Origin of the sequence: Maritimibacter alkaliphilus HTCC2654 (assembly GCF_000152805.1) — a bacterium.
GTDB classification, from domain to species: domain Bacteria; phylum Pseudomonadota; class Alphaproteobacteria; order Rhodobacterales; family Rhodobacteraceae; genus Maritimibacter; species Maritimibacter alkaliphilus.
On sequence record NZ_CH902578.1, the window covers coordinates 2,351,404 to 2,365,053 of the forward strand.

A 13,650-nucleotide genomic window follows, 5' to 3' on the forward strand; every position below is an offset into this window, starting at 1 on the left:
GTCTCGATATGTCAGCCGAATTGCCGCGCCGCGGCGCGGACGTGGTCCGCGAACCGCTCGGCCTCGGCGGACAGCGCCCTGTCGCGAAAGAACGTCAGACCGACGGAGGACACCAGTTCGTCGCCCCGCAACGCAAGATCGACCAGCGTTCCCGCCGCCAATTCCTGCCGCACCCCCCCACGCGGCAGCACGGCCACGCACTGATGTTGGGCTAGGTAGGACCGGGTGAACTCGAACGACACCGTTTCGATCTGGTTGGGAAACTCGCTCACCCCGCGCGCCACGATGAACTTGTCCATCTCGCGCCGGATGATCGTGCCTGCGAGCGGCACCAGCATCTGCTGCGTCTCGAAGTCCTGCACGGTGAGCGGACCGTCGAGCGCGACGAACGGGTGATCCGGGCGGGCGACGAAGATGATGTCTTCGGCATAAAGATGCTCGAACGTGACGCCCTTGAGGTGTTCCAGAGACAAAAGCCGCCCGAGGATGAAGTCCAATTCGCCCCGCGCCAGCCGCGCGATCAACTCGTCCACCGCCGCCCAGTGAATCTCGACGTCGATATCGGGCGCGGTGCGCTTGAATTCGGCCACCGCATCCACCGCCACCGTGCGCGCCACGTTCGGCAGAACCCCGAATGCCACGCGCGCCTTGGCGGAATCGCCCTGCGCCGCCACCGCCCCGGCCTCGATCTGCGTCAGGGCGATGTCGAAATGGCGCATGAGCTTGGCCCCGGCATCGGTCAGAGAGACGCCCCGGCCCGTCCGGTCGAACAGCGGACTTCCGATGATCTCTTCGATCTCGGCAAGCGTGCGCGACACGGCCGGCTGAGACGAGTTCAACTGCCGCGCCGCATGGGTGACGGACCCGGCCTTGGCCACGGCAAGGAAACAGCGGATATGGCGCATCCGCAGACGACTGAACACGCGCGAACCCTCCCTTGCCCGTGTCCGACCAGACTACCGACCCGGGCGGGCATGTCTATCGGCGCGACACGGCCCGAATGGCTCCGGCCAGCGCGAAAGCTTCCAGCCGTTCCCCGAACCCCACGGGCGAGGCGAGATTCATACGTCGCATCTTGTCTTCGGGCTTGGGCGCGAACACGCCGCTCAGGATCAGCTTGGCCAGCGCCAGCCTGCTCCCCTGTGCGTTGGACAGATGCGCCAGCACGGGCAGCAGACCCTTTTCCGTCTCGTCGAAATCGGTGCCGAACGGGAAGTCCGGCAGGTCATGGGGCGCAAGCCACGCCTTCACGCGCTCCGGTGTGTTTTGCCGCCACGCCGGGTCGATCGTGAAATCCTTGGCCAGCTTGCCCGCCGATTTGGCCTTGTCCAAAAGCGCGTCCTGAAACCGGCTGTCGGTGATCCTGAGCATCGCCGCGACCGCATCCTCATCACGCTTGCCGCGCAGATCGGCGATCCCGTATTCCGTCACGATCACGTCGCGATAGGCGCGCGGCACGCTTTCATGCGGATGCTCCCACACGATGTTCGACGTCGTCTCGCCCTTGCTGGTCCGGGTCGCGGGCAACGTCAGGATCGCGCGCGCTCCGTCGAGTGCGAAGGCCTGTTCGATGAAATTGAACTGCCCGCCGATCCCGCTCACCTCCTGCCCGCCGCTTGTGACGTCGCTGACCAACCCGCCCAGAAGCGTAGCCTTCATCGCGGAATTGACGAACCGCGCATCGACCCGCGCGGCGCGTTTGGCAGGCTCGTCGCCGTAAAGCTGGTTGGTGAAGGACACGGGCATCATGCGGATCTTGGCGCGCTCGGCGTCGGAGAGCGCCCGGAGGCGTTCGTAGAAGTCGCGGCAATCGACGAAGAACCCGGCATGGATCGCCGCCCCATCCACCTCGCGCTTGACGATGCCGCGCTCGAACAGGTGCAAGAGCCCGTCCACCAGCATCTCGGTCACGCCGTATAGCCCGGTTTCGAATGACCCATCCTCGTCGAACCCGTCCGTGTCGAACGGGCAGGTGCGCGCCACCTCGGACAGCCCGCCGGACTGACGCAGGATCAGGGCGTTCGCGACCGCATCGCCGATGGTCCCGATCCCGATCTGAAGCGTCCCGCCATCGCGCACCGTGCGCGCCACGTGCAGCCCGATGGCATGGGCCGCATCGCTGACCGGCTGTTTGACGACCGAGAACAGGTCGAAATTCGGCGCGGGGTCCAAGAGCAGGTCCACCTCGTCCCGCGCGACGCGCGCCTCCGCCCCGTCCATCGCGGGCAGGTTCCCGTTCACTTCGCCCACCAGCAGGAAATCCATCCGCCCCGCGCGACGGTCCCGCAACAGGTCCGACGAAATGTCGGTGTTGCACGACAGGCTGAAGCCTTCGTCCAGCGGCGCGAGAAGCTGAAACATCAGGTTGGGTTTCCACGCCGAGAGCACGTCAAACGCATGGGTATAGTTGGCGGGGATGTAATGCCGCTGGGCCGACAGAACGCCTATCCATCGCCCGGCGAGCATGAAGAATTCCGACACCTCGATATTGTCGGGGAGCGTTCCCGCGCGTTGCATCTCGGCATAGTCGAGCGTGGGATAGGCCCCGAACAGCCGATCCTTGGCCGGCTCCAGAAATCTCCGCGCCATGCCCGATGACATATCGGGCGGCTCGAGTGTCAGGGCGGTCAGGATCGACAGCTTCACGTCGGGCCGTGCCGCCACCGCCCGCGTCAGCGCGTTGACCAGCGTGACCGGCTTGCCCAGCCCAAGCGGCAGGGCGAGGCGTATGTCGCCCCCGGTCCTCTCGATGATCTCGGCGGCGATGGCATCCGCGCGGGCCGTGAACTCCGCCTCCGCCTCAGCCAAAGTCGCCCCACCCCGGATCGGGAGCGAAACGGGGGCCGTGCTGTTTTTCCAGCCGCGCTAGAACCTCCTGCACGTCGCCGCGCACCTTGGCGTAGTGCAGCGGCCCGCCTCGGAACGGTGCGAAGCCGGTGCCGAAGATCACCGCCGCGTCCGCCGTTTCGGCATCCGCCACGACGCCCTTGCGCAGACATTCGACGGCGGCATTGCACATCGGCAGGATCAGACGGTCGATGATGGCCGGGTCCGGCCTGTCGGCTGGCTCTTTCGGCGGCTTTTCGGACCCGTAGTCATAAAGCCCCTTGCCCGCCTTCTTGCCCGTTTCACCCGCCTCGACCTTTTTGACGAGCCACTCGGGCGTCTCGGCCACCGGCACATCCAACCCGGCGTTCAGCGATCCGGCGACCTCAAGACAGATGTCCAGCCCCACTTGATCGGCGAGGGAGACAGGCCCCATCGGCATCCCGAAGGCCAGCGCGGCGCGGTCGATGGCGACCTTGTCGTGGCCCTCGTCCAGCATCACCATCGCCTCCATCATGTAGGGCGCGAGCACGCGGTTCACGAGGAAACCGGGATAATCCGCCACCCGTGCGGGCAGGCGGTCGATTCCGGCCGTGAACGCGGCGAGACGGTCGAGCGTCGCATCCGACGCCAGATCATGCGACACCACCTCGACCAGCGGCATGGAACTGACCGGGTTGAAGAAATGCTGCCCCGCGAACAGCGCCGGGTCGGGCGCGGCATCGACCAGATCGGCCAGCCGCAGGCTCGACGTATTGGTGGCGAGGATCGCGCCCGGCTTCATCACATTGGTGAGTTCCGCGTAGATGCTTTCCTTCAACTCGGCCTTCTCCGGCGCGGCCTCGATCACCAGATCGGCCCGCGCACGCCCCAGCCCGTCCGGGTCGGGCATCAGCCGGTCGAGCGCATCGCGTGCGTCGATCCCGCTCAGGTGTTTTTTCTCGTAAATTTTCGCGGCCCGGCGGATCGTGTCGCCCAAGGGTGCAAGCTTCACGTCCTCGATCGTCACGCGCTTGCCCTGCATCGCGGACCACGCGGCGATCTCCGCCCCCATCGCGCCCGCGCCGATCACGTGGACATGCGCGATCCCGTCGTCCTCGCCCGCGCCCGACTTCAACCGACGCCGCAGAAAGAAAACGCGGATCAGGTTCTGCGCCGTGGTGCTGTCGAGCAGTTCGGCGAAGGATGCGATTTCGGCGGACTGCATCCGTTGCGGGTCGCCCCCGTGATCCTGCCACAGGTCGATCAGCGCGAAGGGCGCCGGGAAATGCGCGCGCGGGGCCTGCTTTTCGCTTTCGCTCCGCATCCGGTTCGCGGCAAGGCTGCGGGCCGCGCGGGTGCGCAGGGCGGTCGCCTTGAACCCGCCGTTGTCATGGGTGAGCTTGCCCTTGGCCGCCGCGTCGATGGCGGCATCGACATGCCGTTCGGGCACCAGCGCATCCAGAATGCCCAGCTTCTTGGCCTTGCGGTCATGGGCGCTTTTGCCGGTCAGCATCATCTGCATCGCCGCAACCGGGTCGATTAATCGCGTGAGACGGAAAGTGCCGCCCAGCCCCGGATGCAGGCCAAGCTGGATTTCGGGGAAGCCCAGCTTCACGCCGTCGACGCCGATCCGATGATCGCAGGCCAGCGCCAGTTCGAAGCCGCCGCCAAGCGTCGCACCATGCACCACCGCCACGGTGGGGAACGGGAGCGCGGCCAGCTTGTCGAGCACCGCGTGACCCTGTTTCAGCATCTCGACGGCGCCCTCGCCCCGCAGGTCCGCGAACCCGTCGATGTCGGCCCCGGCAGCGAACCCGCCGGGCTTGGCCGAGCGGATCACCAGCACATCGGGCTGCGCCTGTTTCGCCTCGTCCAGAAGCGTGTCCAACTCCCGCAGCACCGCCTCGGAAATCACGTTCGTCCCGGTGCCTTCGCAGTCGAGCCACAACGTGATCCGCCCACCCCGATCCTCACGCCGCCAATGCGCCGTCTCGGCGGGTTTCGGCGCGTCCGTCGACTCGTCGGGGGTGATCTGATCCAATACGTCGCTCATGCGGCCTCCAACAGCATCGCGCCGCCCAGGCCGCCGCCGATGCATTCCGTTGCGATCCCCCGCTTGGCCCCGCGCGCCTTCATGGCGTTGGCGAGGTGCAGGACGATCCGGTTCCCACTGGTGCCGACCGGATGGCCAAGGCTGATCGCCCCACCGTCCACGTTCAGTTTGTCGCGGTCGATCCGGCCGAAGGCCGCGTCATAGCCCAGTATCTCGCGGCAGAAGTCGTCGTCCTGCCACGCGGCGAGGCACGACAACACCTGCGCGGCGAAGGCTTCGTTGATCTCCCACAGGTCGATGTCGTCGCAGGACAACCCGTGGCGCTGCGCGAGCGGCGTAGACGACAGCACCGGTCCCAGCCCCATGATCGACGGGTCGAGACCCGCCCACTGGCTGTCGACGATCCTTGCGATCGGCTCCAGCCCATGCGCCTCGACCGCCGTTTCGGAAGCGAGAATGACCCAGGACGCACCATCGGTGATCTGGCTCGAATTGCCGGGCGTCACCTTGCCATAGGGCTTCTCGAACGCCGGGTTCAGCTTGCCCAGCTTCTCGACCGAGCTGTTCGGTCGCACGCCATCGTCATGCTCATGCACGCGACCGTCCTTGTCGAAGACCGGAACGACCTCGCCCTTGAGCCGCCCTTCCGCCTGCGCGGCGGCAAGGCGGTGGTGGCTTTCGTCGGCATAGGTGTCGGCGGTGATCCGGTCGATCCCGAAGCGATGCGCCAGAACCTCGGCGGTCTGGCCCATGTTGAGCTTGGTGATCGGATCGGTCAGCCCGCGTTCCAGCCCGATGACGGGCGAAAAGAAATCGGGGCGCACATCCGCGAACGCCTTGGCCTTGTCCAGTGGGCTCTTGGCCTTGGCCAGATCCCCATACCATTCGGTCGCGTCCCGGCTGTAGACGAGCGGCGCGTGACTTAGCGCCTCGGTCCCGCCTGCTAGGATCATCTCGTGACTGCCGTCACGGATATAGCGCATCGCCGTGTCGATGCTCTGCATCCCCGATCCGCAGTTGATCTGCACGGTAAAGGCCACCTGCTGCTCGCCCATACCAAGGCGAAGGGCGGCGACGCGGGCCGGGTTCATCTCGTCCTGAATGACATTGACGCAGCCGAGGATCACGAGGTCGAAGGCGCTCGCCGCGAACGGCTGGCGCATAAGCAACGGGCGGCCAGCCTGCACGGCAAGATCCACGGGCGTGAACGGCCCCGGCTCGCCGCGAGCCTTGAGGAACGGGGTCCGCGCCCCATCGACGAGGTAGACGGGTCGGCTCATTCCGCCGCCTCCTTCCACGTCGTTGGCCGCTGCATGTCGGGGAACAGTTCGGCCAATTCGTCGGGGGTGTAATCGTCCACCGCGATGACTTTCTGCACGGCGACCGCCACCTCTTCGAGCTGCTGGAACTCGGCGTCCGACAGGATACCCGCCTCCAGCCCCTCACGCGGGGTCTTCTTGGCATCGCGCAGACGTTTTTCGAGCGGCTCGGCCTCGAGCACCAGCGCATAGGCGTGGTTGAGCAGGCCAAGCCCACTGTCCTCGGCCGCACGATAAAGCCCGCTCGTCAGCCGTGTCCGCGCCTCGCAGGGTTCATAGACGATCTTTGCCACGGCCTCGGTCACCTCGTCCGACGGACCGCGCGCGTAGTGTCCCGGTCGGATCAGCGGGCGGAGCAGCCAGCCGACCCATTTGGCGGGCATGTTGGCGATGGTTTCGTCCAGCGCCTCACCGATCCGGGCGAAGGATGTCTCGGCGGCATGATGGACAAGCGGCAGGTCGTCGTCGTTGCGCCCGTCATCCTCCCACCGTTTGAGCACGGCGGAGATCAGGAACATCTCGGACAGCGCATCGCCCATCCGGGCCGAGATCATTTCCTTCCGCTTGAGCGCACCGCCCAGCGTCAGGAACGCCATGTCGGCGACGACCGCATATGCCGCCGACCAGCGCGACAGGCGGCGATAGATCGGGGCGACCTTGCCCACGTCCGCAGGCGCGTTGCCCTGCCCGGTCCAGGCCGACCAAGTGGCGCGGAAGGTCGTCTTGATCGCGCGGCTCACATGAGCCCAGAAATGCTTGTCGAACGCGTCGAGCGACTTTTCTTCGTCCGGCTCCTGCAACGCCTCGATTTCGTCCAGCATATGCGGATGCGCCCGGATCGCGCCCTGGCCGAAGATGATGAGGTTTCGCGTGACGATGTTCGCACCTTCGACGGTGATGCCGACGGGGATGGTGCGGTAGATCGGCTGAAGGTAGTTGAGCGGCCCGTCGATCACGGCCTTGCCCGAATGCACGTCCATCGCGTCGTTGATCGCATCGCGCATCCGGTCGGTGGCGTGGTATTTCATGATCGCCGAGATGACGGCGAGCTTGTAGCCCTCGTCCAGCACCGCCGTCGTCAGTCGCCGCCCCGCGTCGATGGTGTAGGCGGACGAAGCGATGCGCGCCATCGGCTCCTGCACCCCACCGAACAGGCCGATGGGCAGGTTGAACTGCTTGCGGATGCGGGAATAGGCGCCAGTCGTATGAGCGGCCATCGCCGTGGCGGCAGCCGACAGGGACGGCAGCGAAATGCCCCGCCCGGCGGCCAGCGCGCTCATCAGCATCATCCAGCCCTTCCCGGCATAGTCCGGCCCGCCGATGATGTTTTCGAGCGGGATGAAAACGTCTTTCCCGGTGGTCGGGCCGTTCATGAACATGGTGCCCGATGGCAGATGGCGCCGCCCGGTTTCGACCCCCGGCAGGTCGGTCGGGACGAGCGCACAGGTGATCCCGATGTCCTTCACATCCCCGAGCAACCCGTCCGGGTCGCGAAGCTGGAATGCAAGGCCAAGGACGGTCGCGACCGGGGCGAGCGTGATGTAGCGCTTGGCCCAGTTCATCCGGATGCCGAGCACCTCTTCCCCGTTCCACTCGCCTTTGCAGACGATGCCCTCGTCCGTCATGGCCCCGGCATCCGACCCGGCGTCTTCGCTGGTCAGTCCGAAGGCAGGAAGCTCGCTCCCGTCGGCAAGGCGCGGCAACCACGTCTGTTTCTGCTCGTCGGTGCCGAACTGGTGGATCAACTCGCCCGGACCGAGCGAATTGGGCACCATCACCGTCACCGCCGCGACGACATTGTGGCTCGCGATGTAGCGGACCACTTCGGAATGGGCGAAGGCCGAAAACCCCAGCCCGCCGAATTCCGTCGGGATAATCATCCCGAAGAACCCTTTTTGGCGCAGGAAATCCCACGCCTCGGTCGGCAGGTCGCCGGTCTTCTTGTCGATCTCCCACCCGTCGACCATGTCGCAGAACACGCGGCAGGGTCCGTCGATGAAGGCACGTTCGGCATCGGTCAGCGTCGGCGCTTTCACGGAACGCAGCTTGGTCCAGTCGGGATTGCCGGAAAACAACTCGGCCTCGAAATGGACATCGCCCGAACTCACGGCCTCGGCCTCGGTCTCGGACAGGGTCGGCAATACGCCCTTGGCCCATTTATGGATCGGCTTGGTGATGTAATCTTTCCGGAACGACATGGATGGTACCTCCTGCATCCGCAACGCATCGTCGGGGGCAGGGTTCCGTGGCGCGGGGTGGCGGCGGCTGACGGTCTGGGCCGGGGCGTTGCGGGTCCGACGGCCCCGACCGCGCAACGTCAGCGCGACGAGTCGTGTGTGGTTTTCCGCACAGATACCCGAATGCCCCGTGCGATTTCCCGCACACCGCAACCTTTCCCAACGGCCAAGGAGTCTGGCACTTTCAGACAACCACCTGACTTTTCTGCATTTTCCCGATCCATGCCCCTGCGTCAAAACAACGCTTGCCCGGTGCGCCGGCCCGCCGCCACATAGCCGCGGACCCTTCGGGGCCGGGAGATACATGGAGGAGCAATCATGAAATTCCTGACGACCGCACTTACCGCGGCCACCCTCACCGCTGGCACCGTTGCCGGCACCGCCGCCCTCGCCGCCTGCGACGATGGCGAAATGGTGATCAAGTTCAGCCACGTCACCAACACCGACAAGCACCCCAAAGGCATCGCCGCCAACCTGCTCATGGAGCGGGTGAACGAAGAGATGAACGGGACTGCCTGCATGGAAGTGTACCCGAACTCGACCCTCTACAACGATGACCAGGTGCTCGAAGCCATGCTTCAGGGCGACGTGCAGCTCGCCGCGCCGTCGCTGTCCAAGTTCGAGACCTTCACCAAGGTCTTCCGCATTTTCGACCTGCCCTTCATGTTCGTGAACATGGACGCTGTCGATGCGTTCCAGAACTCGGAAACCGGTCAGGCGATGATGGACTCGATGCAGCGCCGCGGCCTGCAAGGCCTGGCCTTCTGGCACAACGGCCTGAAGCAGTTCTCGGCCAACAAGCCGCTCGAAGTGCCCGCTGACGCCGCTGGCCTCAAGTTCCGCGTGCAGCCCTCCGACGTGCTCGTCGCACAGATGGAGGCTCTCGACGCCTCGCCGCAGCCGATGGCCTTCTCCGAAGTCTACGGCGCGCTTCAGACCGGCGTCGTCGACGGTCAGGAAAACACTTGGTCGAACATCTACGGCCAGAAGTTCTTCGAAGTGCAGGACGGTATCACCGAGACGAACCACGGTGTGCTCGACTACCTCGTCGTGGCCTCGGTCGACTGGCTCGACAGCCTCGACGAAGGTGTGCGCGATCAGTTCATGACCATCCTCAAAGAGGTCAGCGACGAGCGTAACGCCGCCATCGCCGAAGTCGATGCCGAGAACCGTCAGGCCGTGCTCGACGCGGGCGCGACCATCCGCGAGCTGACGCCGGAACAGCGCCAGCAGTGGGTCGACGCCATGAAACCGGTGTGGGAGCAGTTCGAAGGCGACGTGGGCGCCGACAACATCGCCGCTGCACAGGAAATCAACGCCAGCATGTAAGCGGGCACGGGGCGGTGCGGGCAATTGGCCCGGGCCGCCCTCTTTCCATCCATCGCATGGGATTTTCGGGGGAGACGCCATGAGCGCGCCGGGACATCGCCGGGGCTTCGAGGAAACGGCCATCGCCATTCTTCTGGGCCTCATGACCACCGTGACATTCGTCAACGTGGTCCTTCGCTACGTTTTCAATGAATCGCTGATCTGGGGGCTCGAGATCACGCTGATCCTGTTCGCCTGGCTCGTCATCTTCGGGGTCAGCTACGGGGTGCGCGTGACGATGCACCTGGGCGTCGATGCGATCACCGGTCTTCTGTCGGCCGGACCGCGCCGCACGCTGGCACTGATCTCGGCGGCCATCTGCCTCGTCTACGCCTTCCTTCTGCTCAAGGGTGCTTGGGATTACTGGGCGCCCTATGCAGGCATGTGGCAGACCGAGGGGCGCTGGTTCCCGCTGGGCTTCGATACCGGCACCCGCGACCGCGCGTTTTACATGACCGATCAGGTGCCGATGCCCGGCTTCCTCAAGTTTCTCGAGGACTGGATCAACATGGGCGAGGAATACGACAAGCTTCCGCGCGTCATTCCTTACGCGATCCTGCCCGTGGGCATGGCGCTTCTGCTCTTTCGCTTCATTCAGGCCACCATCGGCATCGTGCGTGGCCATTCCGACAGCCTCATCGTTTCCCACGAGATGGAAGACGATGTCGAAGCCGCCCGTGTGGAGGACTGATCCATGGACGTCGCACTTCTCTTTGTCCTGATCATCGGGCTTCTGCTGATCGGCGTGCCGATCGCCATTGCGCTCGGCTTCTCGTCGGTGCTTTTCCTGCTGGTCTTCTCGGAAACCTCGCTCGCCTCGGTGGCGCAGAGTTTCTATCAGGCGATGGCGGGTCACTACACGCTGCTCGCGATCCCGTTCTTCATCCTCGCGTCGAGTTTCATGTCGACGGGCGGGGTGGCGCAACGGATCATCCGCTTCGCCATCGCGGTCGTGGGCCACTTCCGCGGCGGTCTGGCCATCGCGGGCGTCTTCGCCTGTATGCTCTTCGCCGCCCTCTCCGGCTCGTCGCCCGCCACCGTGGTCGCCATCGGTTCCATCGTCATCGCGGCGATGCGCCAACAGGGCTACACCAAGGACTTCGCGGCAGGCGTCATCGCCAACGCGGGCACGCTGGGCATCCTGATCCCGCCGTCCATCGTCATGGTCGTCTATGCCTCGTCCGTCGAAGTCTCGGTGGGCCGGATGTTCCTGGCAGGCGTCATCCCCGGCATCCTCGCGGGACTGATGCTGATGATCGCGATCTACGTCATCGCGCGCATCCGCAACATGCCCGCGGGCAGCTTCGCGGGCTGGCGCGAGATCTACATGTCCTTCCGTGACGCGATCTGGGGTCTGCTCCTGATCGTCATCATCATGGTCGGCATCTACGGCATTCCCGGCATCACCGGCGCGATCTTCACGCCGACCGAAGCCGCCGCCGTCGCATCGATCTACGCCTTCATCGTGGCGACCTTCATCTACCGCGACATGGGTCCGCTCGCCGAGAAGAACAACGATGGCGTCAAGAAGTCGCTTTTGTCCAAGCCGCAGGCGATCATCACGTCGCTGTGGCACCGCGACACCCGCGACACGCTGTTCGAGGCAGGCAAGCTGACCATCACCCTGATGTTCATCATCGCCAACGCGCTGATCCTGAAGCACGTGCTGACCGACGAACAGATCCCGCAACAGATCGCCAATGCGATGCTGTCGGCGGGCTTCGGCAAGATCATGTTCCTGATCATCGTAAACCTGATCCTGCTGATCGGCGGTCAGTTCATGGAACCCTCGGGCCTCATCGTGATCGTCGCCCCGCTGGTGTTCCCGATCGCCATCGAACTGGGCGTGGACCCGATCCACCTCGGCATCATCATGGTCGTGAACATGGAAATCGGGATGATCACGCCGCCCGTCGGCCTGAACCTCTTCGTGACCTCGGGCGTGGCCGGGATGCCGATGATGAAAGTGGTGCGCGCGGCGCTTCCCTTCCTCGCGATCCTCTTCGTCTTCCTCATCATGGTGACCTACATCCCGATCATATCGACATGGCTGCCGACATTGATGATGGGACCAGAGATCATCACCAACTGACGACAAAGGCCGGGGCAAATCCCCGGCCTTTCTCCTTGATGCCTGATCCGGCTTTCCGGTCCTGAAATATCCCGGGGGTGCGGGGGCAGCGCCCCCGCCCGGGTCGGGCCGGTTCACCGGCTCGAAATCAGCCCGGGGCCCGCTCTGCCCAACCCGCGAAAATCTTCTCGAGCGCCACGACGATGTAGTAGAGAACGATCCCCAGCAGCGCCAAGGCGATCAGCACCGCGAACATGAGCGGATAGTCCGAGTTGGTCTTTCCGCTGTCGAAGAGCGCGCCAAGCCCGCGCCCGTGGGGCGAGACGATCTCCATCAGGTTGGTGCCGATGAAGGCCAGCGTCACCGCGACCTTCAGCGCGCCGAAGAACTCCGGCAGGGTCTTGGGCAGCGCGATCTTCCAGAAGATCGTCGCCTGTTTCGCGCCCAGCGCGCGCAGGATGTCGCGATACTCCGGCTCCAGCGTCGACAGGCCGATACTGACCGAGACGGCGATGGGGAAGAACGAGATCATGAAGGCCATGAGGATCGTGTTGAAGTTGTGCTCGCCCACGAACATCAGCGCGACGATGGGCACCACGGTCGCCTTGGGGATGGCGTTGAACCCGACGAGCAGCGGGTAAAGCGCATCGCGCATCAGGCGCGAAAACCCCATTATCATGCCGAGGAACAGGCCGACGATCACGGCCAGCACCAACCCCACGACCGTCCGCCACAGGGTCTGCCAGCCCATCGTGATGAACAGGCCCCAGTATTTCGCGTAAGCCGGAGGCAGGTCCGAGGGTGAGGCCATGACGTAGTTCGGCCAGCCGTTCACCCAGACGAGCAACTCCCAAAAGACGAGGAACACCACCATCGCGGCGATCGGGGCCAGAACCGCGCGGCTGGTCAGGGCCTTGACGAATGAGCCGCCGGGCGTCGACGGTTTCAGATCGGGTACGTAAGCCATTATGCAGCGGCCCTTCCTTGGGCCACTTCGATCTGGTGGCGCAGAATGTTCAGCATCTCCGCCGCTTCCGGCGTGTAAAGGTGGTCGAGGTCGCGGGGGCCGGTGTTGGGCACATCGAGCACGTATTGAGTCATGGCCGGGCGCTGGCTCAGCACCACCACCTGATCGGCCAGAAAGATCGACTCGCGCAGGTCATGGGTGATGAGGACACCTGTGAACGGTTCCTCCTCCTTCACCTTGTGCATGGTCTGCCATAGGTCTTCGCGCGTGAAGGCATCGAGCGCGCCGAAGGGTTCATCGAGGATCAGAACTTCCGGCTTGTGAACCAACGCGCGGCACAGCGACGCCCGCTGGCGCATCCCGCCCGACAATTCCGAGGGGCGCTTATCCCCGAACCCCGTCAGGCCGACGAGGTCGAGCAGGTAATTCGCGCGCTCCTTCTGTTCGGCCTTGGTCATCTTGGTCGAGACGATTTCGAGCGGCAGCATGATGTTTTCCAGAATGGTCCGCCATTCCAGCATCACCGGGTTCTGGAACGCCATCCCGACGGTCGAGCGGGGGCCGGTCACCACCTCGCCATGCACCATCACGCGGCCCTCGTCCGGCTTCATCAGCCCGGCGATCAGACGGGTCAGCGTGGATTTCCCGCAGCCCGACGGGCCGACGACGGCGACGAAGCCGCCTTCGTTCACCGACACCTCCAGCCTGTTCAGAACCGGAAGCGGCCCTTTGGCGGTCTTGTAGGCGTGGCGCACGCCCTCGATTTTTATCATTGGGTACATGGTCCCACCCCTTTCCCCGGAACGGATTCCGGGCGCGAGGTGCCC

Annotated in this window: 10 protein-coding genes; 3 read left to right on the forward strand and 7 right to left on the reverse strand. The window is 64.9% G+C overall.

What is annotated here, in order from left to right:
- Positions 1-11: 11 nt before the first annotated feature.
- Genes RB2654_RS12530 through RB2654_RS12550 form a run of 5 tightly spaced genes read right to left on the reverse strand, consistent with a single transcriptional unit; the run spans position 12 to position 8,378 of the window.
- Positions 12-923 (reverse strand): LysR substrate-binding domain-containing protein, encoded by a 912-nt coding sequence (locus tag RB2654_RS12530; RefSeq protein ID WP_246146537.1) that lies wholly within the window; start codon positions 921-923, stop codon positions 12-14.
- Between the two features lie 55 nt (positions 924-978).
- Positions 979-2,808, reverse strand: coding sequence for an acetyl-CoA hydrolase/transferase C-terminal domain-containing protein (locus RB2654_RS12535; RefSeq protein ID WP_008332055.1), 1,830 nt, complete (start codon positions 2,806-2,808; stop codon positions 979-981).
- Positions 2,801-4,861 carry a 3-hydroxyacyl-CoA dehydrogenase NAD-binding domain-containing protein gene (locus tag RB2654_RS12540; RefSeq protein WP_008332056.1) on the reverse strand — a complete coding sequence of 687 codons (2,061 nt, stop codon included), beginning with the start codon at positions 4,859-4,861 and terminating at the stop codon, positions 2,801-2,803. The genes RB2654_RS12535 and RB2654_RS12540 overlap by 8 nt, the downstream gene beginning before the upstream one ends.
- Entirely contained in the window at positions 4,858-6,141 is a 1,284-nt protein-coding gene (locus RB2654_RS12545; RefSeq protein WP_008332057.1) for an acetyl-CoA C-acetyltransferase, read from the reverse strand. The genes RB2654_RS12540 and RB2654_RS12545 overlap by 4 nt, the downstream gene beginning before the upstream one ends.
- Positions 6,138-8,378, reverse strand: coding sequence for an acyl-CoA dehydrogenase (locus RB2654_RS12550; protein ID WP_008332059.1), 2,241 nt, complete (start codon positions 8,376-8,378; stop codon positions 6,138-6,140). The genes RB2654_RS12545 and RB2654_RS12550 overlap by 4 nt, the downstream gene beginning before the upstream one ends.
- A gap of 357 nt (positions 8,379-8,735) precedes the next feature.
- Between RB2654_RS12550 and RB2654_RS12555 the strand changes: the two genes are divergently transcribed.
- The 3 genes from RB2654_RS12555 (at position 8,736) to RB2654_RS12565 (ending at position 11,877) form a co-directional block, all read left to right on the forward strand.
- Positions 8,736-9,746 (forward strand): DctP family TRAP transporter solute-binding subunit, encoded by a 1,011-nt coding sequence (locus RB2654_RS12555; RefSeq protein ID WP_008332061.1) that lies wholly within the window; start codon positions 8,736-8,738, stop codon positions 9,744-9,746.
- Between the two features lie 79 nt (positions 9,747-9,825).
- A complete protein-coding gene (locus tag RB2654_RS12560; protein ID WP_008332063.1) occupies positions 9,826-10,476 on the forward strand; it encodes a TRAP transporter small permease in 651 nt (216 codons plus the stop codon).
- A 3-nt stretch (positions 10,477-10,479) separates the two neighbouring features.
- Positions 10,480-11,877 (forward strand): TRAP transporter large permease, encoded by a 1,398-nt coding sequence (locus RB2654_RS12565; protein WP_008332065.1) that lies wholly within the window; start codon positions 10,480-10,482, stop codon positions 11,875-11,877.
- A 127-nt stretch (positions 11,878-12,004) separates the two neighbouring features.
- On the opposite strand, the gene RB2654_RS12570 is transcribed toward RB2654_RS12565, so the two are convergent.
- The gene (locus RB2654_RS12570; RefSeq protein ID WP_050772036.1) at positions 12,005-12,730 is read right to left on the reverse strand and encodes an ABC transporter permease; all 726 of its coding nucleotides are present in this window, start codon (positions 12,728-12,730) and stop codon (positions 12,005-12,007) included.
- Between the two features lie 92 nt (positions 12,731-12,822).
- Positions 12,823-13,605, reverse strand: coding sequence for an ABC transporter ATP-binding protein (locus RB2654_RS12575; RefSeq protein WP_040884822.1), 783 nt, complete (start codon positions 13,603-13,605; stop codon positions 12,823-12,825).
- Positions 13,606-13,650: the final 45 nt, after the last annotated feature.

Bases quoted from the DNA above. Each gene is read 5' to 3' on its own strand.
- RB2654_RS12540 (WP_008332056.1), bottom strand. From the start codon at position 4,861: ATGAGCGACGTATTGGATCAGATCACCCCCGACGAGTCGACGGACGCG.
- RB2654_RS12545 (WP_008332057.1), bottom strand. From the start codon at position 6,141: ATGAGCCGACCCGTCTACCTCGTCGATGGGGCGCGGACCCCGTTCCTC.
- RB2654_RS12550 (WP_008332059.1), bottom strand. From the start codon at position 8,378: ATGTCGTTCCGGAAAGATTACATCACCAAGCCGATCCATAAATGGGCC.
- RB2654_RS12555 (WP_008332061.1), top strand. From the start codon at position 8,736: ATGAAATTCCTGACGACCGCACTTACCGCGGCCACCCTCACCGCTGGC.
- RB2654_RS12560 (WP_008332063.1), top strand. From the start codon at position 9,826: ATGAGCGCGCCGGGACATCGCCGGGGCTTCGAGGAAACGGCCATCGCC.
- RB2654_RS12565 (WP_008332065.1), top strand. From the start codon at position 10,480: ATGGACGTCGCACTTCTCTTTGTCCTGATCATCGGGCTTCTGCTGATC.
- RB2654_RS12570 (WP_050772036.1), bottom strand. From the start codon at position 12,730: ATGGTGGTGTTCCTCGTCTTTTGGGAGTTGCTCGTCTGGGTGAACGGC.
- RB2654_RS12575 (WP_040884822.1), bottom strand. From the start codon at position 13,605: ATGTACCCAATGATAAAAATCGAGGGCGTGCGCCACGCCTACAAGACC.